This window comes from Flaviramulus multivorans (assembly GCF_021728415.1).
Classification (GTDB): domain Bacteria; phylum Bacteroidota; class Bacteroidia; order Flavobacteriales; family Flavobacteriaceae; genus Sabulilitoribacter; species Sabulilitoribacter multivorans.
On record NZ_JAKKDV010000001.1, the window covers coordinates 464376 to 487966 of the forward strand.

Here is a 23591-nt window from a genome sequence, read left to right on the forward strand (position 1 = left end):
TGATTTATGAAAATTTTTATAGAGATACGAAGATATAAAACTTAAAGCCGTTGAATTGATTTACAAGAAATTAGTTTTGCTTAACAGATTCCAGAAAGCTGTTGAAGTTTAAACAAACCTCTTCAAGTGACCAATACAAATCTGACAGTTCTTCAATATTTTTTCTTTTTATGTTTCCTTTGAAAACAAAATTTTTACCCTCTAAACCAATTTTTGAGCATCTGAAATCCAATAATTGTAATACTAAATAATCAGTATGGAGAAAGTCTGTATACTTACTTTTTTCACCAGAAAACTTAAGCATTTCAGAGCGCGATATGATTTCTAAAAACACAGATCGTTTTATATAACAAGTTGGGAATTCTTGAAATAAACTAGAATTTCTACATTTTATATGAAGTTTAAATTTTCGCTTATTCCAAATGACGTTTGACTCAATAGTCCAGTTATTAAATCTATTTATAAATTGCCTACTCCCTTGAGTAGATCTCAAAGTTTTATCTAAAATTACTTCAGCTGAAGTATGTGCTTTTTGCAAATTACTCAAGTTCTTTTCGGTAATCTTTTTATTTAAAGTTTACAGTGTATTCGTCAATTATTTGAAGCTCGGTTCTAAAGGCTAGCACTTTATCGGCAAACTTTTTTAATCCATCGTTCCTAAGTTTTTCGGCATCCTCTTTATAGTAAGCATCTAAAGCTTCTCTTGAATACGATCGGTATTGGATAGAATACGTAACTCCTCCCATGTCTTCTTCTACCAAAACCCTTGTTAAGGTTGCTTTTTCAAATTTTCCAGTGGCTAAAACCTGTGGAATATGGTTTTTTATCCAAGTAAGCCATTCATCATGAACGCTTTGGTCAATATTTACTGTTACGTTATATATGTACATTAAATGTGTATTTGTTTCTGCCCAATCTTTAATCCTAATTTTGATTAATTTATAGCATCACCACGCAAAGACCTAAATCGTTTTCTGGACTCTACAAAATAGATGCTATCAGCATAGTTAAAAATAATTTGTTCATACAGCGCTTTTGCTTCATCTGGAAGGTTTAACTGTTTTTCAAATATTTGTGCTAAATGGTAGTAAGCATCATCAATTAAAATACCATCTCTATAATTTTGAATGATGGCTTCATAGTTTACCTTAGCTTTTTCAAATTGCCTTTTTAATTCAAATAATTGAGCCTGTTTGTACAAGGTTTGCGCTATGATAGGTTCCGTTTTATGCTCATTTAAAATTTTATCTAATAGTGCAATAGCTTCTTCATTTCTATTCTGAAAGGCTAATAAATCGGCTTTTGCATACAATTTTAACGCTGTTTGAAGAGAATCTTCATATTTATTATCGGAAATAAGAAGTTTTAAATCGAGTGCATCATTCGCAATAAGTTGTGATGTTGATGATTTTAAAATTTTAAGCTGAGATTCGGCCCATTTAAAATCGCCTTTATAGTAACTGGTTTTGGCTACTTTATATCGAGCTTCTTGAGAAATAGTACTGTTTTTTAAATTACGCTGAATTTGAGTATAATAAATTAAAGCTTGATTGAACTTTTCTTGTAACACCAAAATATCACCTAGTTCTAATTTGACCTCGGCTTTTTGCAATTCGGTAAGCGGTAACTTGAGTGTATCTTCTAAAAAAGAAACTGCTTCGTTGGTTTGATTCATATAAAACGCTAGAAAATGTGCATACGAAATTTGCAGATTTAATGTTTGTGATTGCGCTCCAAATGATTTTATAAGTTCTAAATACTTATCTTTTATTACTTTGTAATTGTCCTTGTTTGCTTCCTTTGTTTCTAATAGTAATAGGTTATTATATGCTCTTAAAATCATGTCTGCATCTTGAGCAGTTTCGGCTATATATGTGAAAATCTCTTTTGAAACTTCATTTTCGTTTTCATTTGATGCAATTAGTGCCAATTCTTCAATTCTATTCAGGCTTTCTGGTTGCCTATTAAAGATTGCTTTCTCTTGTGTGAAGGCTTTACTAAAGTCTTTTTGTTGAATAAATAACCAGCTTAATAACTCATTCCAAAGTAAATTTGGTTGTTGCTGCGTTTTTTTAAGCAATAGTTTTCTAAATAAAATATTGTTTTCGTTAGAGTTATCTTCACTAATAAAATCGTTAATTGCTCGCTTAACGTCTCTTACTGCAACTGGGTTTGCTTCGGCAAAATTGATGTAGCTATTAAACATTTTTTCAATGTTCCCTTGTTCTCCATAAATTTGTGCTAGCTGTAGGTTGAAGTTAAATTCTGGGTTTAACAACATAGCTTTTTCATAGGAAGCAATGGCTTCATTTAAAAGTGTATGATTTTGAAAACTTCGAGCTACTGAAAAAACATTACTTACTCTTAAATCTATACTCGCTATGGCTTTATCATAATTTAATTTAGCGTTTACTAAATCGTTTTTAAGTTGAAAATTGTACCCTAATTCAACCAAAAAAGCTGGATAATTAATGCGTTCTAAAAGTTTAGATATTAAAGCCTCAACCTCATCGTATTGCTCTAATTGTTGATGGGTACTAATTAGTTGATTTATGTAATTAATATTGGAAGGTGCTTTTTCATATAGTTTTTTATATTCTAACAATGCCTTTTGGTATTCGCCATTTTTAAAATATTCTTGCGCTATAATATCGTTCTGAGAAAACGCAGAAGCAGTAATGAGAAAGCAACATATTAAAAGAAATTTCATGTGATTTTTATAATGTCTTTCAAAAGTCATAAATAGCATTTTTGCCTACGATAAAATTACCAATAGCTTTATGACTGAGATGTTTTATATTGTAAAGATAACAAATGCGCATTTTAGAAATTCTAAATTTTATTATAAAAAAGTGCCCGAATAAATCCGGGCACTAACCAACCAAAAATAAATGTTCTATTAACTACCGTTAATTAAATACTCGATTGGGGACAGTCTTAAAATTCTGGATAAACAGAAATGACTATTTTTAAAAAAAATCTTTGTTATTGCATCAAGAGATCCTCTTTAGAAAAACCCTTATTTACTTACAATAGCCGTAGAATTATCTTCAGATTTAACAATCTCAAAATCTGAAAATAACACTTGGCTTGCAAAAAAGATGAGCGCAATTAAAAGCACAATGCGTTTAAAATTTTTCATGGGTTAGTAGGTTAAGCATTTTTGGTCCTGCTAACTTGATAAATTAATTTCAAAACTCAAAAGAAATAAAGAAAAAATCGTTAAACAACGGTTTTATTTTACACTTTATCGGTGTTAAAAAATAAAATCTTACAAAATTGTAAGATTTTATTTTCAATTATAAAACGATAGATTTTGCTAATCTATTATTTTAAAACCTGTATATGGTTGTAAAACTTCTGGAATTTTTATTCCATTTTCGGTTTGGTAATTTTCTAAAATACCAGCAAGTACTCTAGGTAACGCTAATGAGCTACCATTTAGTGTATGAGCTAATTCATTTTTACCATCGCTATTTTTAAATCTCAGTTTTAGTCGGTTTGCTTGAAAAGTTTCAAAGTTAGAAACTGACGAAATTTCTAGCCATCGATCTTGCGCTGTAGAGAATACTTCAAAATCATAGGTTAAAGCTGATGCAAATGAGGTGTCGCCACCACATAAACGTAATATTCGGTAAGGCAGTTTTAGTTCTTTTAATATGCCTTTTACATGCTCTACCATACCATCTAAAGCCTCATAAGATTTACTAGGGTGTTCTATTCGAATAATTTCAACTTTATCAAACTGATGCAATCTATTTAAGCCTCTTACATGCGCACCGTAACTTCCAGCTTCACGACGAAAACAAGGAGTATAGCCTGTAATTCCAATTGGTAATTCACTTTCATTTAGAACAACATCTCTAAAAATATTGGTTCCTGGTACTTCAGCTGTTGGAATTAAGTACAAATTATCTTCGGTCACGTGGTACATTTGCCCCTCTTTATCGGGTAGCTGTCCAGTACCAAAACCAGAGGCTTCATTTACCAAATGCGGTAATTGATATTCTGTATATCCAGCAGCGGTATTTTTGTCTAAAAAATAGGTGATTAAAGCACGTTGCAACTTTGCTCCTTTGCCCTTGTAAACCGGAAACCCAGCTCCTGTAATTTTTGTTCCAAGTTCAAAATCTATAATATCATACTTTTTGGCTAACTCCCAATGCGGTAATGCGCCATCATGTAATACTGGGACATCTCCAGCTTTAAAAACCTCTTCATTATCTAATTCTGAATTACCTCGTGCCACCAAGTCATTTGGTATATTTGGTATTTTATATAGTAATTCGTTTAAGGCTTCTGATTTGCTGCTTAGTAAATCCTGCAGTTCTTTTGAGGTTTCTTTTAATTCGCTTGTTTTCTCTTTTAAAAGATTTGCTTTTTGTGCTTCGCCCGATTTAAATAAGTTCCCAATTTCTTTTGAAAGTGAGTTAGACTCCGCTAAGGTATTATCTAATTCGGTTTGAAGGCGCCTTCTTTCTTCATCAAACGTGATTACATCATTAATCATTTGTGTCGCATTGATGTTTCGTTTTTCTAGGCGTTTAATTACTAATTCTTTGTTTTCTCTAATAAAAGCGACTTGTAACATGTGTTGGAAATTTAAGCGGTAAATTTAATGAATTACCAATAGAATTACTCTTGTTTTGAGGGTAAAATCCAGTGGCTATGTTTAAAAGCATTCCATTTTTCATTTGCTATATCTATTTCTGGATTTATTAATGTTTTTAACGGCCTTCCGTTTACACTTACTTTACAATTGACATATACTGCTACATGTTCACCTTTTGAAAGAAAGTCCTTTTTTAATCGTTGAGAAAATTGCCAAATAACATCAGGTTTTGTACTCGCAGTATGCTTTTGTTTCATCGTTAAATAATCATCCATATTAATTATTCTACTAGCCCCTGTTTCTTTGTTTTCTACTCTATAAGTAGCAAAACCACTTTTTGCTCTTAGCATCATACGCCATGAAAGACGATGCCCTTCTTCTGTCCAAAGTACATCATCTTTAAAAAAATGATGTCTTAATGGTAGGCCTATTTGAATTAAAAAATACACACACAATACAGTGACAAGTGTTTTCTTGTATTTGGGAATTATTATGCGTTCTTCGTTGTAATATGATTTCTTTTTTAAAAATATTTTATGAATGGTTTTTGTTGGAAAAAAGAATAAGGCAAAAGCCAATGATAAATATGGAAAAATTCCTATTTGCAACACAAATGAATTAAACAAATGGAAAAATATAGACACTAAAAAGGCATATTTTCTTGTAGACTTAAAAAGCAATAGAGGCACTATTAAGCCATCAAATAAAATTCCTCCATAGGCAAGCAAATAATGTATCCATTTTTGTTGCAATAACTCCCCAATTAAAATATAATTCTTTTTGGGTTTCATGAGTATTTCAATGAATGTGGTGTCCAACCAATCTGGATAAAACTTGGCAAATGCCGCATAAGTATAAACAATAAAAAGCTGTAATACTATCACCCATTTGCACCATTGTGGCATAGATATTTGCTTAATGTTTGGGTTGTTTTTTGCATCGATTGAAGCGAAGGTATTTGCAGGTAAAAACACCATGATACTACTTATTAATATTAATAAATAGTAGTGATTATTATATGCCGATTTTTGCATGAGGTATGTTGCAGACCACATTAGGGTAAACCCTATTATACTAAGCCGATATTTATACCCTAACATTACAAAAAGGCCTAAAAGGCCCATTATGATGTAGTAATAATACATCCCATTACCAGAAAGCGGTTGCAACCATTCAAAACCAATAAATGAAAATGTGAATTCAGGATCGATTAATGTGCGCTTTACCCAACCTGTGAAAATGGCACCAATAGACTCCAAAAAACAAAGCATCCCGAAAATAATTCTAAACGTGATTAATGCAGAATTATCAACATGTTTAAACAGCCATTGGTTAAGCATCATTTTTAGCAATAAATTCGAGAGCAACTTTTTTATCTATACTCAATTGCATTTTTAAAGCCTCAACTGATTCAAATTTTTGTTCGTCTCGAATCCGATTTAACAAATCTATTTGAATTTTATCTCCGTAAATGTCTTTATTGAAATCAAAAAAATGAACTTCAATACTTTGTTCCTTTCCACTAACTGTTGGGTTTGTTCCAATATTCATCATACCGTAAAATCTTGTTCCCTTAATTTCAGACTTTACAACATAAACGCCTTGTTTTGGTATAATTTTATAATCTTCTTCTACTCTAATATTTGCTGTTGGATACTTAATTTTTTTTCCTAAGCCTTTTCCTTTTATTACAGTACCATTTAGCATAAACGGATATCCTAAATAGCTATTCGCTTTTAAAATATCACCATCATTTAGTGCTTTTCTTATTTTGGTTGAGCTTACCGAAACGTCATCAATATCTTGTGCTGAAATTTCTTCCACATCAAAACCATAAGTCTCACCAAACGCTTTTAAATTATTAATATCAGCATTTCTGTTTCTCCCAAATCTGTGATCGTAACCTATGATAACTTTTTTAGCATTTAGCTTTTCTACTAAAATTTGCTTTACAAAATCTTCAGCTGATAGTCTGGAAAATTCTTTAGTAAATTTTTTAATAAGTAAGTAATCTAACCCTAAAGCGTCCAAAATAGCATAACGTTCATCAATGGTATTAATTAGTTTGATGTTAGAATCTTTTTGCAATACCATTCGTGGATGTGGAAAAAATGTAAGAATTACTGATTTTAAACCTTCTAATTTCCCAGTATTTATTAAGCGCTTAATAATTTTTTGATGCCCTAAATGAACGCCGTCAAAAGTGCCAATAGTTACAACTGTTGGTTCGTTAAGTTTATATGATTCTATGTTTATTATTTTACTCATTTAGTACCGTAAAATTATTTAAATGACCTTAAATGTTATAATTTATTATATTTGATTTAATAATTTGCTTCAAAAAAACACCTATGAAAACAAAACTACATTATGTTTTATCAATGGCAATACTTTTGTGTTTATTTTCAGTAAATGCACAAAATTCTTCATTTAAAAAAGTTGATGCTGTTGAAAATTCTCAAAATTTTACTAAATACCATCTCGATAAAAATATCGTTCACTTGTTTGAATTAAACATGAATATGCTTGAACAAAGTTTATCTAAAGCTAGTTTAAGAAGTTATTCTAATAAAGGAAAAAACACTGTTATATCGCTTCCTGCTGTTGGAGGCAAAATGGAAACTTTTACAATTTTTGAAGCTCCCGTTTTCTCAAAAGAGCTTTCAGAAAAATATCCTAATATTAAATCTTATGTTGGTGTAAGTAGTAATAACTCAGGAGCTCGATTAAGAATGAGTATCTCTCCTCAAGGGGTACAAACCATGATTACGTACCCTGACAACCCAACGGTTTTTATGGAGCCTGTTTTAAAAGCATCCAACCAATATGTGTTATATAGTAGAAAGGATAAGAATGCTATAATAAATGCTTTTGAATGTAAGACTATTGACGAGGTTAACAGTTTATTTAACAAATCCAATACTGCCTTAAAGATTGATGAAGGTGGGGCAAACGATCAAACCCTACAAAAATTTAGGATTGCAATTTCTACAACCTCTGAATATACTGCATATCATGATGATGGTATTCCTGGAAATGGAGATGCTATTGCTGATGCCTTAGCGGCCATTAATGCCTCTCTTTCAAGAGTTAATGAAGTTTTCGAAACCGATATGGCAGTTACATTTGAATTAGTAAATGCTACACAATTAATTTATAATGATGCCGTTAATGACCCTTATTCTGACGCGAACGTTGGAGTTAATGGAGCTTGGAGTTCTGAACTACAAAGCACTTTAACCACAGAAATTGGGGAAGCTGCCTATGATATTGGACATTTATTTGGTGCTACCGGAGGTGGTGGCAATGCGGGTTGCATTGGTTGTGTATGTACAAATGGTTCAAAAGGAAGCGGTTACACGTCTCCTGCGGATGCTATCCCAGAAGGTGACACTTTTGACATAAACTATGTAGTACACGAAATTGGACATCAAATGGGAGCAAACCATACTTGGGCTTTTAGTAGTGAAGGAACTGGTGTGAATTCTGAACCAGGAAGTGGAACTACTATAATGGGTTACGCTGGTATTACAGGACCTGATGATGTACAAACAGATAGTGATGATTACTTTCATTATCAAAGTATAAAACAAATTCTTGATAATTTAAGCACAAAAAGTTGTCAAACCACTGAAGGTATTTCAAATAGCCCTCCAAGTGTTGATGCTGGAAGTGATTACTTTATCCCTAAAGGCACCGCTTATGTTTTAAGAGGGTCTGCAACAGATTCAAATTCTGGAGACAATCTTACTTACTGCTGGGAACAAATAGATAGTGGGGTAACCGATTTTCAAAATTTTGGTCCAGATTTACCTTCTAGTTCCATGAATAGATCTTTACCTCCATCAAGTTCTCCAGATAGATATATTCCTAGATTAAGCAGTGTAGTTGCAGGAAATACCATTCAGACAAATCCTACTTTAGGAAGTGACTGGGAAACGGTTTCTAATGTTTCAAGAAATTTAAATTGGGCACTAACTGTGAGGGACCGATCCCCTGCAAGTGCTACTGGCGGACAAAGTAGTTATGATACTATGTTAATTACCGTTGAAGACGTTGACCCTTTTACTGTAACCAATCCTGTTTCATGGTCTCCTGGCTCTATGCAAACCATTGAGTGGTTTGTTGGGCAAACCACAAACGCAACTATAAATTGTCAAAACGTAAACATTAAATTATCAGTTGATGGTGGTGTAACTTTCCCAACAACTATAGCTACAAACACTCCTAATGATGGGTCATTTGTTTATAGCGTTCCTATCATTTCTAACACATCACAGGCAAGAATATTAATTGAAGCTGCCGATAATATTTTTTATGATGTTTCTGATTTTGATTTTTCAATTTCTTCAGACCCCGATTTTTTTATTGTTGAAACTGGAATGAATCCTATCTCCTGTGGTGATACTTCGGTAACTTATACTTTTGATTACGTAGCTGCAAATGGATTTTCAGATAATACAGTTTTTAGTGCTTCCAGTTTACCTTCTGGATCATCGGCGGTTTTTTCACCTACTAATTTAAGTAGTTCTGGCTCATTCACTTTAACCCTCAACGGATTAACAACTGAAGGCGATTATACTTTTACTGTTACTGGAACATCATCCACAACAAAGAATATATCTGTTGATTTACCTTATTATAATGGCCTTTGTAGTTCTGTTGCTAATACAGATTATGAAACAAGCACAACACTGGTGTTGTTTAACACTATAAATAATGCCTCGGCAAAACCTTCTGGTTATAGTGATTACACCTCTATATCAACAGATATTAATAGAAACGAATCTTATAACCTTACTGTAAATGTGAATACTGATGGTGCATTTACAACCAATACAAAAGTTTGGATTGATTGGAACCAAAACTGTAGTTTTGGTGATGCAGGGGAAGAATATGATTTAGGAGACGCCAATGATGTAGTTAATCAGCCTACTAATCTATCTCCATTATCTATCACAGTTCCTATTAGTGCTACTTTAGGTAATACAATAATGAGGGTTTCAACAAAATATAAGCCTGATGGTTTACCAACTTTTTGTGACAATGGATTTGATGGTGAGGTAGAAGACTATACGCTTAATATTATGCCTACCCTAGCCGTAGAAGAATTTGGTTTTGATAATTTTATAGTTTTTCCAAATCCTAATAAAGGTGAGTTTACTATTAAATTAAATAGTAGTACGTCAAATAGTATTAAAGTTAATGCTTATGATTTAAGTGGTAGAATTATTTATAACAACTTATTTAAGCAAGGTGGCGATTTTAATGAAAAAATAAGCTTGCGCCATGTACAATCAGGAATGTATATTTTGAATGTAAGCGATGGTATAAGAGCATCCACCAGAAAAATTATCGTAGAATAGCTATAAAAAAAGAGAAGATTTAATCTTCTCTTTTTTTATTTACCGTTAAAAGCGTTCATGGTATTGTTTACTCCAGATAAGGCAAACGATTTTATAAGTTCTTTCGATTTTTCTAGTCGTTCTTTTAGCTTTTCGGTTTCCTCATCAGTCCATTCACCTAAAACATAATCTACCTGCCTTCCTTTACTATAGAAGTCACTTATACCAAAACGGAAACGGTTATATTTTGTGGTATTTAATTTGTCTTGAATATCTTTAAGTCCGTTATGTCCGCCATCACTTCCTTTAGTTTTTAGCCTAATACTGCCAAAGGGTAAATTTAAATCGTCTGTTATAATTAAAAGATTTTCTAACTGGATTTTTTCTTTCGTTAACCAGTATAAAACGGCTTTTCCACTTAAATTCATATACGTATTAGGTTTCAATAATATAAATGTTCTGCCTTTAAGTTTATACGTAGTAATATCACCTAATTTTTGGGTTTCAAAAGTCAATTGCTCCTTGTTAGCGAAATAATCCAATACTTTAAACCCTATGTTATGGCGTGTATTTTCATATTTCTCTCCAATGTTACCTAAACCAACAATTAAATATTTCTTCATAGGATTTTGTTCTTCTATGGCTCTTTTCTTTTTAAACAATCTTCTTAAAAACTCACACATAAAAGCTTCTTTTTGTAAAAATAAAAAAGCATCCTGAATAATTCAGGATGCTTTCGTATTTAGTTAAAAATACTTTTTATTCTTGAGCAGCTGGTGCTTCAGTTGAAGCTGGAGTTTCGCCTCCTTCAGCAGCAGCAGTTGCTTCTGCTCCTTCAGCTCCTTCTTCTAATTCTTCTTCTTCTTCATCCTCAATAATAACTCTAGATCGTTTTACAAGACATACAACAGTATTGTCTGGATGCATGATTTTATAAGCATCATTTAATAATTCTGTTACGTATAACTTGTTTCCAATTTTAAGTGGCGTAATATCAGCCTCAATAAAATCTGGTAGGTTTACTGGTAAAGCTTTAACACGTAAGCTACGTCTGTTCTTACGTAATACACCTCCATTTTTCACACCACGAGAGTTTCCAATAAATACTACTGGAATATCCATAGTAATTTCTTTGTCTTCAAATAACTGATAGAAATCTACATGTAAGATTCTATCCGTTACTGGATGAAATTGAATGTCTTGTAAAATAGCGTTAAATTTTTCGCCATTTTCTAAAGCAATCACAACTGTATGCGCATTTGGTGTGTATACAAGTTTAGAGAAAGCTAATTCTTCTGCTGAGAAATGAACTGGCTTATCTCCTCCGTATAATACGCAAGGAACCTGACCAGCATTACGTAAGGCTTTTGTTGCTTTTTTGCCCACGCTTTCTCTTTGAGATCCGTTGATTGTAATTGATTTCATTTTTCTATTTATATAATTTAATTAATATTCTTTTTTATTTCGCTTTCACGGAAATTACATCACAAATTTTGAACTAATAGATTGATTGTTGTGTACTTTCTCCATAACATCCGCAAATAAATCGGCACAACTTAAAACTTTAATTTTATCACTTAAAGGTTTTACTGGAATGGAATCTGTAACTATTAATTCTTCTAATTTTGATTTGTTTATTTTTTCGTAAGCATTACCCGATAAAATAGGATGGGTACAAATAGCTCTCACACTTATAGCACCGCGTTCCATCATCAAGTCTGCCGCTTTAGTTAACGTACCCGCTGTATCAACCATATCATCTACCAATACCACATTTTTACCAGTTACATCACCTATTAATTCCATATGCGAAATAACATTAGCCTTTGCACGTTGCTTGTAACAAATTACAACATCGCTTTCTAAAGCTTTAGAATACGCATAAGCTCTTTTTGATCCACCCATATCTGGTGATGCAATCGTTAAGTTATCTAAATTCAAGCTTTTTAAATAAGGAAGAAAAATTGTTGAAGCAAATAAATGATCAACAGGTTTTTCAAAAAACCCTTGGATTTGGTCAGCGTGCAAATCCATTGTTATAATTCGCGTTGCGCCCGCCGCTTCTAACATTTTAGCAACCAATTTTGCTGCAATTGGCACTCTTGGTTTGTCTTTTCTATCTTGTCTTGCCCAACCAAAATATGGTAAAACTGCTGTTATATGTCTTGCTGAAGCACGTTTAGCTGCATCAATCATTAACAACATCTCCATTAAATTCTCTGGACCAGGATTGGTAGAGCCAATAATAAAAATTCTAGTGCCACGAATAGACTCTTCATACGATGGTTGAAACTCTCCATCGCTATAAGTTGATGTAATTACATTACCCAATTCAGCACCAAAAGACTTTGCTATTTTTTCACCCAACACTGTACTTTGTGTACATGCAAAAATTTTAGCTTCGGTAATAACAAGTGGCATACTTAACTTATTGTTTTTGAGCGCGCAAACACTACGTGATTTTTAACGAGGTGCAAATTTATACATTTATTTTAACCTGTAAAGTATATTGGCTAGTATTTTTATGATTATCTGGAAAAAATATATATTTTTGCTGTCCTATTTAGCTCAAGTGGCGGAATTGGTAGACGCGCTGGATTCAAAATCCAGTTTCTTCGGAAGTGTGGGTTCGATTCCCACCTTGAGTACAGATAAAATCCGTATATCATTAATTATAAAATGGTTACGGATTTTTGTTTTTATTAATTGTACGATTTATGTACGATTTGAATAGAAGACAGTTCACTAACCCCAAGATTTTTTCAGGGTATTGAGAGCTACTTAATATTAGATGTCATAGCAAAGCGTATATCCGTGGAATATCCAGATGCACCTAAATTAGCTTGTTAGGGGTGGGGTACAAGCAATTTGGTAAGGCATCTTGAAACTTTGAAACAAGAAAGCAAGGCTGAAGCATAAACAGGCTTGTGCAACCATCTAAACGTGGTGGTTTATTCCTTTAAAAATTTACTTAGAAATATTCCTAATTACTACAAAAAAGATTTATATTTTTAAGGTTTTTAATTTATGCTAAACAAGATAATAAGAAATAAAACAGTTCAATGGTTGCAATCACCAGATTGTAGTATAAAAGAACTTATTACATACATTAAAAACAAAGGCGAGTTAAGAGATACTCAAATTGAGGCTATTGAGACTTTTTTGTTTTTGAAAATTCAAGGTAAAAACAAACCACTTTGGAACCTATTTTCTGATGGGTTTTTTACGAATGGTACTGATTTATCAAAATTGGATATTAATCAAAATTCAAGAGAACACCTTGAAAATAACAAAGATGCTTTTTCATTATTTGATTTTGCAAGACAAAAAGTAAACGGTAAGAAACAATTACCAAACCTTGAACATCAAATAATAAAATCACCTGAAGAGTTCGATTATCAAGAAATAATTAAAAAGTTATTTTATAATGTAAACTATTCAGACTATCTAATGAGTTTGCCAATGGGTTCTGGTAAAACCTATTTGATGGCAGCATTTATCTATTTAGATTTATATTTTGCTTCAAATGAACCTGAAAATAAAAACTTTGCTCACAACTTTTTGGTTTTAATTCCTTCTGGTTTAAAAACCTCTATTGGACCAAGTTTAAGAACTATTGAAGATTTTGACCCATCTTGGGTAATTCCAGAACCAGCAGCGTCTAATTTAAAAAAACAACTAAAATTTGACGTATTAGATGAAGCCAAATCGGCTAAAAAAAGTAATAAAGCTCGAAACCCCAATGCACAAAAAGTAAATGAAATACTTCCAGACCCTTTTGGGCAAGTCTTTATTGTTAATGCAGAAAAAGTAATCTTGAATAGAGTTGACACTATAGGTCAAACCAATTTATTTGAAGATGAAGAGGATAAAAAAGCTAATGAATTACGAGCGTTAATTGGTAAAATTCCAAACTTATCTATTTTGATAGATGAAGTGCATCACGCTGCAAAATCTGATATTAAATTAAGACAAGTTGTAAATAGATGGAACGATAGAGGTAGCATAACAACAGTACTTGGTTTTTCTGGTACACCTTACCTGTCAACAGCAGAAAAAATTCAGCTTACAGAGGATGATACTTTAAGAATTTCAGAAATTACAAATACAGTCTATTATTATCCGCTTACTAATGCTATAGAAGATTTCTTAAAAAATCCAACAGTTAAAATAACTGATAACCTTACACATTTACAAATAGTAAAAGAAGGTATTAAGGACTTTAACAAAACTTATGATGGCTTAACTTATGCTAACGGAACAATTCCAAAAGTTGCTATTTATTGTAGTAACATTGAAATGTTAGAAGAAGAAGTTTATCCATTTCTTCAAAGTGATTTAAAAATCCATCCTGACGAAATATTAAGATTTCATGGTGGTAATAAAATCTACAGTTTACCAAAGGAAAATGAATTGCAGTTTAAATCATTAGACACTACAATTTCAAAAAAGAAATACATTTTGCTAGTAGCTATTGGTAAAGAAGGTTGGGATTGTAAAAGTTTGACATCTGTAATATTACCTCAAAAAAGTAAAAGTGCTTCTATAAATGCCATTATTCAAACAACATGTAGGTGTTTAAGACAAGTTGTAAAAGGCCATGATGAAACCGCTTTAATTTGGTTGAACAGAGAAAATGCAACAATACTCAATAAAGCATTAGAAAAAGAACAAAACACCTCTATTGAAGAATTAAATAATTTAGACAAAAACAAAGGTACTGATTTAGTTGAACGACATTCAAGAATGGAATTTCTTAAACTTCCAAAAATTGACTACTACCAATTAAAAGTAAAATATCAATCTATTGAGGAAGAAGAAAAGCCAAATACTAAAATTAAATTAGAAGAGCTTTTTAAAAACATAAACGATTACAAAGCTAATTATGCTATAACAACTAAAGGGTTAGACTTTTTAGACGAAGGCGAATTGTCCTTTTTAAACAGTTCTGGTTTCCAGTTGGCTAATTACAATCATTGGATTGCGCATATCGCAAAAGACAGTTTCAGTACAATTTCTGCAAAAGAATTGCATCAGTTCAATGAACAATTAAAACCCATTTTTCAAGCAATTATTTTAAACAGTGAAGGCAATCTTTTTTTTAATGAACAATTTGATACTTATAAAATAGAATCGAAAATCAGAGTAGCTTTTAGCATTAAAAGAGATTTAACAACCGAAGAAGAAATAATTCCGAAAGAAGCCAACTTACTTATTTTAGACAAGCTAAAATCCATTCCAAAGCATAAAAACTTATATCCTAACCAAGAGGTTACAAAACAAATTTTACAATTTGATAAAAAGCCTCAATCAGAACAAGAGTTTGAAGATTATAAAAAGAATAAGATGATTGAATTAATCACACAAGGCAAAACAGATGAAGCAGTTGTACTTGGTCAATCAAAAATATATTCTGAAACAAAACAAAAAGACAAATCATTTCATCTATTGCCATATAATTTCGATAGTGGTTTTGAAAGTCAGTTTTTGAATGAAATACTAAAGTTAAAAGACTTTAAAGAAAATAATTTAGAAATCTACTTTAATGGCGAACGAGGCACTACAGAATTTGTAATTAACTGTTTTGCTAAAAAAGGAAAGCGTTGGAACAAAGTAGGCAAATACACAACCGACTTTCTAGTTATCAAACGCAATTCAAAGGACGCTATACACAAAGCTTTAATTATTGAAACTAAAGGAGAAGGCTATTCTAATGATAAAGATTTTATTAAGAAAAAGAACTTTATTGAAACAGATTTCTTAAAACATAATGAAGACAAATTTGGTTACAAAAAATTCGACTTTCTGTATTTAGAAGATAGTAACAGGCTTTTAGAAAATATTGCAGAAGTAAATCAGCGTATCAATCAATTTTTCAAAGACTAATTATAACTATGCCAATAAAATATATTCCATACACACCAAATACCATTGAAGGTCAAGCAGTATTAGACAACATAACACGTACAAAGAGAGTGTTACGTTATCGTGAAAATAATGAAGTGTACAATCGTTTAGAACGTGGTATGCCATATTACGAAGTAGAAACAATTGAACAAGTTGGTGAATCTTCTGAAAATTTAATAATACGTGGCGAATGTATTTCTAACTGTGCCTATTTAAAAGAGCAAGGTATAAAAGTAGATTTAGTGTACATAGACCCACCTTTTGCAAGTGGCGTAGATTATGCTAAAAAAGTGTATATCCGGAGAAATCCAAAGTTAGCAGCTAAAGTAAAAAAAGCTGAAAAATCTTTGAAAGGCGATGAACTTCGCACTTTTGAAGAAAAAATGTATGGTGATATTTGGCAAAAAGAAGACTATTTAAATTGGTTATATGAAAATTTACAAGCTATTAAAACTATACTAAATGAAAATGGTTCTATTTATCTTCATTTAGATTGGCATATCTCTCATTACGCTAAAATATTAATGGATGAAGTTTTTGGAGAAGAGAATTTTATCAATGAAATTATCTGGTGGTATCCAAGTGGCTCTGACCCATCCAAAAACTTCAATAGAAAGCACGATACTATTTTTTGGTACGCCAAAAATAAAGAATCTGATTATGTTTATAATTTTGACGATGTTGCTATCCCTTATACTGAAAAACAAAAATCCAGATTTAAAGAATGGGATGAAGAAAAACAAAAACGATTTTATTGGAATAAGAACCCAAGAGGTGAAACAGTTAAAACCTATATGAAAAGTGGTGTAGGCGAATATGATGTGTGGAATATTGGTATTGATGCAACGGGTAATAAAGAAATTGGATATGCTACTTCAAAACCACCAAAGTTATTAGAACGCATTATTAAAGCGAGTAGTAATAAAAATATGGTTGTTGCAGACTTTTTTGGTGGTAGTGGTGTAACCGCAAAAGTAGCCAATAAATTGGGTAGAAAATTTATTCATTGTGATGTAGGTATAAATTCTATTCAGACAGTTAGAGACCGTTTGATAGCAGAAAAAGCAAACTTTACAATAAAAGAAATTAAAGATGGCGTAAATCTATTCAGGAACCCACAACAAACTATGGATAAGTTAGCAATGCTGCTTACAGGTTTGCAAACAAAAGTAGATGGTGTTTCTAATTTTTGGTTAGGTGCTATAAACGATAGTAAATTAGGCACTGTCCCTGTTTATGTTCCAGACCTTATAGATAGTCAACAAAAGTTGTTAGATATCCCAACGATTAATCGTATTATAAATCAAGAAATACAAAATCTCTCAATTACTGCTAAAAAAATAATTGTTTACTACATTGATATTGATGATGAAAAAGAATTGAAGAAATTCATCAAAGAAAATAATGCAACAACAACAGATGTTGAGTTAAAAGATTTAAAGAATCTATTGCACGAAACAGTAGTGAATGATGCATTAGAATTTACTTGTAGCAAAGTTAAAAACAAGAATAAAGACCTTTTTGATTCAGAAGAAGTTTACGAAGTAGAAACAACAAAATTTTCAAGCGACAGATTAGTGCAGAAAATAAATGAATTTAATGAAAAAGGAAATTTACAAGCTATAAACAGAGGGAAAAAATTCATTCCAATAGATATAAGTGAAGAAGGGCTGGAATTAATTGAATTTATCTCTTTAGATTGTGAGAACAATCAAGGAAAATGGTTTAGCTCTGCTGAAATTAAAATTGACAATAAAGGTTTTGTAATTCTAAACGGTGTAAAAACAAAAGAATTTTGGAACGGTAAGATCGTTTGTGACAAAAAACCTTTGCGCATAAAAGTTAGAAGTATAAGTGGTGATGAAACTATCCTATTAACGAATATAGAATAAATGGTTACTAAAAATGATATTATTAAAATTAAAATACTCGATATCGCTAATGAAGTAAACTTTGCGTTTATAACCTCTTATAAAAAGAGTAATAAAGAAAATACAGCAAACACCTGGCAACCTAAACGCTCGCCATTCAAAAAATTCACCGATTTATTCCCAGGAGATTTAGCTAAAAACATTGTAAGATTCCTTTTAGAACAAAAAAATTTAATTATACAAGACTACGATAAGATTAGAACAGATAATTTTCGATTTAATGATAAATTCGACTTAAAGTTTAATAACAAAGAAATCGAAGTTAAATCATCCATTGAAAAATACTCAAATGATATTCAAAATTTAATAGTTAATCGCAGGTACATTGTTTATCCTAATAGAAATATTTCTGACTTGATTTTTCAAGTATTTTATATTTTTGAGAACCAAAATGGCAAGGAATTTTTTAATGATATGGAACAATTGGATGAAAAGTCTTTTATTAGTAAATATTCTTTGTCTTCTAAAAAGGTTTTTGTTCAAAAATTTGTTGAATTTTCACCTTGTGCTTATGTAATGGGTTTTATTACGAAATCAATGGCTTTACAGAAAAAAAATGATGTTTTTGTATATTCAAATGATTCAATTAAGGAGGATAATAACAGAAGTTATATTGATTTTTTTATTAACGAAGGTTTATCTTTTTCTGTAATAAAAGAATATTTATAATTATCCCGCAACCCTAAGCCAGTTTTTTCGTACCTCAAAATCCTCTGTCTTTTGTGTTATTAAGCACTCCTAACAAGGTTTTTAAAATGCAAGAATAATATATTACCTTGTTAGACAATTTGTCTGCAATATTCAGATTGACTAAACTTCAAACATAAGAAAGCCTAACCGAATTAATTAAAGTGGATAACTTTTTATGTTATATACCATAATTTATAATATTATGATTAGGCTTTAATATGTAAGCAATACTCAGAGTATATTTTCTCAGTGGTTTTATGTTTATAGAGCTAAAACCGTCTCAGAAAATGTTCCTTTTTCAAGGAACCAAAAGATACAGCATAATGCTCTTTCTAACTTATTTTGTTAGAATGTCAAAATAGTAGGTGTGGTAGTTTTTACCATCTATACAGAATACAATCTTGCCCTCATTGGTGATTTTCAATTCTTCACAGGAAACAGTTTGGTCTTTAAATAAACCGCCAACATCCTGCAATACCATCAACTTAAAAGGGGTTTGCAACTTGATAATTCTATTTTGACCATTAACCACATAAATGATGTGCGGTGAGCAATGTTTTAAAAGCTCTATAAGTTCTTTATTGCTCATTTTTAATATAATAAATTATTCCAGGGACATATATCAATTGATCATACATCGAATTTGTGCAGGAAGAAATTATCTTCTTGGTTTTTGATGGAATCCCCAAGTTGGTTTGCAAACTCATATGTGTTGCAGTTCCTACTTAGAAAATTATCAATGTAATTGCTCTTTACACTCTCCGTAAATAAGTTATACAAATTCCACAGATTGATATAGCCATCATTATCTGCCCTAAAATTATTATCATCAACATAGTTTTTAATAATCGTGTTGATTTGTGAATCTGTTGTCAGTAACTCAAACAGCCCTTGCTTTTGTTCTTTATCTAAGTGATTAAAGAGTTTCATTTTACCTACCAAATGGGCAAACTGTTCCTGATTTATGGTGTAATCTGTCAGCCGCCGCATACCATTAACATGGGTTTCTTGATTATAGCTTAAAAACAACTCTCTGGTCTTTGATTTGAGCTCTTCAACACTACTCACCCTTAAATCATCTTTCAGTCCGTCTGTAGCAATACATAGATTACAGCACACCATATTTTTATAGCCAATAAAAACCTTGAATTTCTCAATGCTCTTCTTAGAAAATAGATTTTGCTCAGAATAGGAACGTACACCACCAACGGTTAGATTGAGCTTTTGGTTATTAATGTAAGCATGGACATGTGGTATCTCAATCATGAAAGCCATACGCTCATAATAAATAGTTTTCTCATTTTCCAATAACTCTTTAGCTGGTTTACCTATGGCAGAAGGTATGCGCCCCTTTATAATATGACTTGTTCTAATGTTAGGCATCATAACCGTTCCTTCTGGAAACAACTGTTGTGCTGTAGTTCTTACGGCATCTATGAATTCAAAATGCGGTATGGTGGTTTCGTTATCCTTTGCAAAAACAGGAATCGTACAATCCTGTTTGAGATGTGAAAGACTAACCTGCTGTGTGTTGGCTTCTATAAATTTGTTGTTATTTGAGATAGCTGAAGATTCTATCTCGTGGTTACTCATCACTTCTATTTGATGTGTTGCTGCTGATAATTCCATTGTTTTCTATTGTTTTTGGGTTAATGATTTGTTTGCTGTCTACAATCTGAGTGGTGTTCAGTATTTCAGATTTTCTCTCTAGTATAAAAGGCAATATTTGCTTTTTTAAAGCACCATGCTTGTGAAACAAATGTCTCAAGCCTTCTACAGTTGTGGTGGCTTTTATTTCTTGCAATACATTCTCCAGAGAAACTCCTTGATGGCACCAGGCCTTTAATTGTTTACCTACATCAGCGGTGATGATGAATTCTGGTTTTCCCTGGAAAAGGTTCGTCCGGTCTTTACTGACCTTACACAAATGATTTTCGTTAATGAGCTCAAAGTTTACAGATAGTTCGTACTCAAAGCCCTCAGAGGTAATTTCTTTAGTACCATGTTTTACCACTTTAGATTTACCATTAGAACTAACATCTAGTGAATAATCTGTTTTACGTCTGGTGGTAGCGATGATGTGGCATTTGGATTGAAGGATGGCATCAATAAATTTCTGGTGTCTGGGTTTTAAGCTTGCCCAATCTTGGAACCTGCCGCCCAATTGTTCGTGAATCTGTAAACAGCCACCCTCACCCTGCCATTCATGGGTTATGGAATCAATGATTATCACTTCCATATTAGCTTTTTCACAGGTGTGTATAGCTTCTATGTAACGCTCTGGGCTGTATGACGGGTTTAGGTTCAATACGTTAAAGTTGCCTAAATCTGAATATAGGCTGGCTGATGCATTTTCTGTATCGATTACAGCTATTTTTGACCAATCACTGGTCATACCATAGGCTAATTGTAAGGCAGAATAGGTCTTCCCGAAGCCACTAGCTCCAGATATCCCTAAACGCAGTTTTACGTTGTGCCTCTGTGTTTGTTGTAATTTCATGATGTATTTTCTTTGTTTAAACATATAATTGTTGTTTTTAGAAAAAAAAGAGCTTACCATCTTACAGTAAGCTCACTTTAATAGGGATGTAAATCTCATTCTTAAATCACAGCAGCTTCTTCAACCACTTGTTCATCAATAATGTCCAAAACTGGGTCAACATACTCCCAACGATGTGAAAGGGTTATAATCTCTCCTGTTTCCTCAATAGTGTAATCATAAGGCTCTGTTTGCACCCTTTTAATGGTGCCCTCAAACTCTGTCCCTATGAGAGATGTTGCTGTTTGTTCATCAAATGTTGTTGCTACGAAAGCAGTCTTTGCTGTGAAATACAATCTTCCTGTTTTCTTACTTTTGACAGGAACCGCGCCCGATTGAACGATTAAGCCAAAAAATACTTCTCCTTTAGAATTTTCAGCCTTCTTAATTTCTTTTACAGTTACCATAATAAAATAATTTTAGTTAATGCAGTTATATTTAAGCGGGATAATCCCACACCTGCAGAAAATGGGTGGGGTTGATGTTAGAAGGGGACTTTTATTTTTGATATAAAAAGTGATAAAAAAATAAAAAAGTAATTTTTGAGTTAAGAAATAAATTAAGAATTACTACATACCCAAGCAACACTATTTCGTCCACGGTCCTAACTTTGTATTGTTATGAAATACACAAAGTACTTTAGCGGCGTTTTAAGAAATCAAGGGGTTCCAAACCTGAATGTGGAGCAATACGCTAGAATTATGAATATAGTTTCCTTAGAGGGCAGATTACAAGAGCTGCTGGACTTAAAAGCAACTATTCTAAATCGTGAAGAGTATTATAAATACGATTTGCGAATAAATAGAATCACAAATAAAATTAAAGAGTTATCATTAAATGCTCTTCCCAAGGAGCTTATGCAAATCATGATTTTCAATTCAAATAAAGAGCACTGAAAACATTGTTATTGTATTCTGATTATATGATAACTTACCTAGATAGTAATGGTAAAGTTGTTGAAAAGCGAATTAGTTTAAAAACGGAGAGGTTGAAGGCAAGTGGTTAGCTTCCCTTTTTATCTTATAAAACTGGCTATGTCAGCGGTGTGCAATAAACTACCGATACAGGCTTTTGCAATCGCTAAATCAGGGATACCATACAAAAAGAATTTCTTTTCAAAATTAGCCAAAAAAGACTTGTTTTTTAACTCAGTTCTTTGTTACCACCAGTTTTTTTAGTTTATACATTCTCTATAGTTATCAATAATGGAAGTTTTTCAAAATTTTTCAATTTCATCTATACCTCTGGTCACCGCTGTATATTGCCATTTAAGAGAAGGGATACCCATTGTGTTGATATATACTTTTTTCCATTCTCCACCTTGTGCTTTGTTACAGGTTATTGCATTACCATATGTTAGTCTTAAGGCGCCCACATATCTATCATCACTAGGCATATTACTTTCTCGGAAGATCTTATTTTTAATATACCGTTGCTTTCTTAGTTCGTTTTCAAGTTTTCCATCTAAAATACCACCAGGGGTTAGTACCGTCTCGAGTATCACATAGTCTTCTATTATTGTTTCAGATTCACTAAACAGGACCTTAATCTCAACCGCAACAAAATGTAATCCTGCCACTTGTTCTTGTAAATTCCAGTCAATCGATAGCAATTGAACATGATCACCGTTGTATAATTGGGTGCCATTTCGATACCAATTTTGAGTAACCATTAGCAAGTCACGAGGTTCAAGTATTCTTTTTGCTTTGCCAAAAATCCTCTCTCTAATCAAATCATTAAAAAATTTATTGGCTTTATGCGATACACCTATTGCAACTTGATTTTCAAGTCCATCTTTTTCTATTTCACGAGCATATTTATCAGCAGCAGCATAAATGTTTCTGTTTTGATTTCCATCTAATGGATGCGATTTCTCTCCACTATCAATTGCTTTCCTTATCTCAGTTGCGTTCTCTAAAATATAACTACCATCTTCTTGCCTTTTGATTTCAGTCAATAAATAGGAGTGACCTTTAAGGTTGAAAGTTTTTTCAAGGAAATCTTTATTTAAGGCGTATGATTCTATTTCATCAATGGGGGGGAGTTGGTATCGATCGCCTAAGAATATGATTTTATTGTCGTTGTTGGCTTTCTTGATGTAATGTATTAAGTCAAAAATAAGACCCTTTTCTACATGAAAGATATTCTGTTGTTTGTCTATGGTCTTAGGTATCATTGATGCTTCGTCAATGATATAAATTGTTGGATTTGAATTATGACCTGATTTAAGTTTGAAAGTTACTTTCCCTGTTTCATTGTCAGATTTAGGAGTATAGATCATTGAATGAATAGTTGATGTAGTTGTTTTAGCTTTTCTGCCTAATATACGTGCCGCCCTTCCTGTTGGAGCTGCAATTTTGTATGTTGTTCCCATTTCATTTAAATGACCTATTAAAGCCGCAGTAATTGATGTTTTACCCGTTCCAGCTGCACCACACAAGACCATAAAGTCATATGGATTTCTCTTGTTCACAAATTGCTCCATAGCTTTGAGCACTGTTTCTTGTTCTTTTGTGGGTCTAGAAAAGTGCAAATGGTTAAGTATGTTTTTTTTCGTCACTACTCTA

The 23591-nt window shown here is 32.2% G+C and carries 20 protein-coding genes and 1 tRNA gene; 6 read left to right on the top strand and 15 right to left on the bottom strand.

The features are described from left to right. Positions 1 to 70: 70 nt before the first annotated feature. The 7 genes from L3X39_RS02020 to L3X39_RS02045 all read right to left on the bottom strand — a co-directional run bounded on the left by L3X39_RS02020 (position 71) and on the right by L3X39_RS02045 (position 6880). Positions 71 to 547 carry a hypothetical protein gene (locus tag L3X39_RS02020; RefSeq protein WP_237229755.1) on the bottom strand — a complete coding sequence of 159 codons (477 nt, stop codon included), beginning with the start codon at positions 545 to 547 and terminating at the stop codon, positions 71 to 73. Between the two features lie 19 nt (positions 548 to 566). Continuing rightward, on the bottom strand, positions 567 to 890 hold the full coding sequence (locus tag L3X39_RS02025) for a DUF4286 family protein (RefSeq protein WP_237229756.1): 324 nt from the start codon (positions 888 to 890) through the stop codon (positions 567 to 569). A gap of 44 nt (positions 891 to 934) precedes the next feature. Then, the gene (locus tag L3X39_RS02030; RefSeq protein WP_237229759.1) at positions 935 to 2740 is read right to left on the bottom strand and encodes a tetratricopeptide repeat protein; all 1806 of its coding nucleotides are present in this window, start codon (positions 2738 to 2740) and stop codon (positions 935 to 937) included. Between the two features lie 279 nt (positions 2741 to 3019). Beyond that, complete coding sequence (locus tag L3X39_RS14715) at positions 3020 to 3142, bottom strand: hypothetical protein (RefSeq protein ID WP_262910946.1); 123 nt, start codon at positions 3140 to 3142, stop codon at positions 3020 to 3022. A 177-nt stretch (positions 3143 to 3319) separates the two neighbouring features. Continuing rightward, a complete protein-coding gene (gene serS / locus L3X39_RS02035) occupies positions 3320 to 4591 on the bottom strand; it encodes a serine--tRNA ligase (protein WP_237229760.1) in 1272 nt (423 codons plus the stop codon). A 44-nt stretch (positions 4592 to 4635) separates the two neighbouring features. Further along, complete coding sequence (locus tag L3X39_RS02040; RefSeq protein WP_237230632.1) at positions 4636 to 5952, bottom strand: HTTM domain-containing protein; 1317 nt, start codon at positions 5950 to 5952, stop codon at positions 4636 to 4638. Continuing rightward, the gene (locus L3X39_RS02045; protein WP_237229761.1) at positions 5945 to 6880 is read right to left on the bottom strand and encodes a bifunctional riboflavin kinase/FAD synthetase; all 936 of its coding nucleotides are present in this window, start codon (positions 6878 to 6880) and stop codon (positions 5945 to 5947) included. Before L3X39_RS02045 ends, L3X39_RS02040 begins: the two co-directional genes overlap by 8 nt. Before the next feature lie 83 nt (positions 6881 to 6963). Here L3X39_RS02045 and L3X39_RS02050 point away from each other — a divergent pair, with 83 nt between their 5' ends. Continuing rightward, positions 6964 to 9978: a reprolysin-like metallopeptidase gene (locus tag L3X39_RS02050; protein ID WP_237229762.1), complete on the top strand. Its 3015-nt coding sequence runs from the start codon at positions 6964 to 6966 to the stop codon at positions 9976 to 9978. A gap of 35 nt (positions 9979 to 10013) precedes the next feature. Here L3X39_RS02050 and pth read toward each other — a convergent pair whose 3' ends face one another. From pth to L3X39_RS02065, 3 genes are all read right to left on the bottom strand, one after another. Next, positions 10014 to 10640: an aminoacyl-tRNA hydrolase gene (gene pth / locus L3X39_RS02055; RefSeq protein ID WP_237229763.1), complete on the bottom strand. Its 627-nt coding sequence runs from the start codon at positions 10638 to 10640 to the stop codon at positions 10014 to 10016. 76 nt (positions 10641 to 10716) lie between these two features. Beyond that, entirely contained in the window at positions 10717 to 11382 is a 666-nt protein-coding gene (locus tag L3X39_RS02060) for a 50S ribosomal protein L25/general stress protein Ctc (RefSeq protein WP_237229764.1), read from the bottom strand. Positions 11383 to 11436: 54 nt separating this feature from the next. Continuing rightward, positions 11437 to 12378, bottom strand: coding sequence for a ribose-phosphate pyrophosphokinase (locus L3X39_RS02065; protein WP_237229765.1), 942 nt, complete (start codon positions 12376 to 12378; stop codon positions 11437 to 11439). A 145-nt stretch (positions 12379 to 12523) separates the two neighbouring features. On the opposite strand from L3X39_RS02065, the gene L3X39_RS02070 reads away from it, so the two are divergent. The 4 genes from L3X39_RS02070 to L3X39_RS02085 all read left to right on the top strand — a co-directional run bounded on the left by L3X39_RS02070 (position 12524) and on the right by L3X39_RS02085 (position 18464). After that, positions 12524 to 12605, top strand: a tRNA-Leu gene (locus L3X39_RS02070). 379 nt (positions 12606 to 12984) lie between these two features. Next, positions 12985 to 15843 carry a DEAD/DEAH box helicase gene (locus L3X39_RS02075; RefSeq protein ID WP_237229766.1) on the top strand — a complete coding sequence of 953 codons (2859 nt, stop codon included), beginning with the start codon at positions 12985 to 12987 and terminating at the stop codon, positions 15841 to 15843. Positions 15844 to 15851: 8 nt separating this feature from the next. Then, positions 15852 to 17756, top strand: a complete 1905-nt coding sequence (locus L3X39_RS02080; RefSeq protein WP_237229767.1) for a DNA methyltransferase — start codon at positions 15852 to 15854, stop codon at positions 17754 to 17756. Continuing rightward, positions 17757 to 18464, top strand: coding sequence for a hypothetical protein (locus L3X39_RS02085; protein WP_237229768.1), 708 nt, complete (start codon positions 17757 to 17759; stop codon positions 18462 to 18464). Between the two features lie 358 nt (positions 18465 to 18822). On the opposite strand, the gene L3X39_RS02090 is transcribed toward L3X39_RS02085, so the two are convergent. From L3X39_RS02090 to L3X39_RS02105, 4 genes are read right to left on the bottom strand one after another with little or no spacing between them, the layout of a single operon-like run. Further along, positions 18823 to 19074: a hypothetical protein gene (locus L3X39_RS02090; protein WP_237229772.1), complete on the bottom strand. Its 252-nt coding sequence runs from the start codon at positions 19072 to 19074 to the stop codon at positions 18823 to 18825. Positions 19075 to 19115: 41 nt separating this feature from the next. Beyond that, positions 19116 to 20078, bottom strand: coding sequence for a DUF3871 family protein (locus L3X39_RS02095; RefSeq protein WP_237229774.1), 963 nt, complete (start codon positions 20076 to 20078; stop codon positions 19116 to 19118). Beyond that, the gene (locus L3X39_RS02100; RefSeq protein ID WP_237229776.1) at positions 20071 to 21045 is read right to left on the bottom strand and encodes an AAA family ATPase; all 975 of its coding nucleotides are present in this window, start codon (positions 21043 to 21045) and stop codon (positions 20071 to 20073) included. Before L3X39_RS02100 ends, L3X39_RS02095 begins: the two co-directional genes overlap by 8 nt. Before the next feature lie 41 nt (positions 21046 to 21086). Continuing rightward, positions 21087 to 21431, bottom strand: a complete 345-nt coding sequence (locus tag L3X39_RS02105) for a hypothetical protein (protein ID WP_237229789.1) — start codon at positions 21429 to 21431, stop codon at positions 21087 to 21089. Positions 21432 to 21644: 213 nt separating this feature from the next. Between L3X39_RS02105 and L3X39_RS02110 the strand changes: the two genes are divergently transcribed. Then, the gene (locus L3X39_RS02110) at positions 21645 to 21920 is read left to right on the top strand and encodes a hypothetical protein (RefSeq protein WP_237229791.1); all 276 of its coding nucleotides are present in this window, start codon (positions 21645 to 21647) and stop codon (positions 21918 to 21920) included. 320 nt (positions 21921 to 22240) lie between these two features. Here L3X39_RS02110 and L3X39_RS02115 read toward each other — a convergent pair whose 3' ends face one another. Further along, positions 22241 to 23584, bottom strand: coding sequence for an ATP-dependent DNA helicase (locus L3X39_RS02115; RefSeq protein ID WP_237229793.1), 1344 nt, complete (start codon positions 23582 to 23584; stop codon positions 22241 to 22243). Between the last annotated feature and the right edge of the window lie 7 nt (positions 23585 to 23591).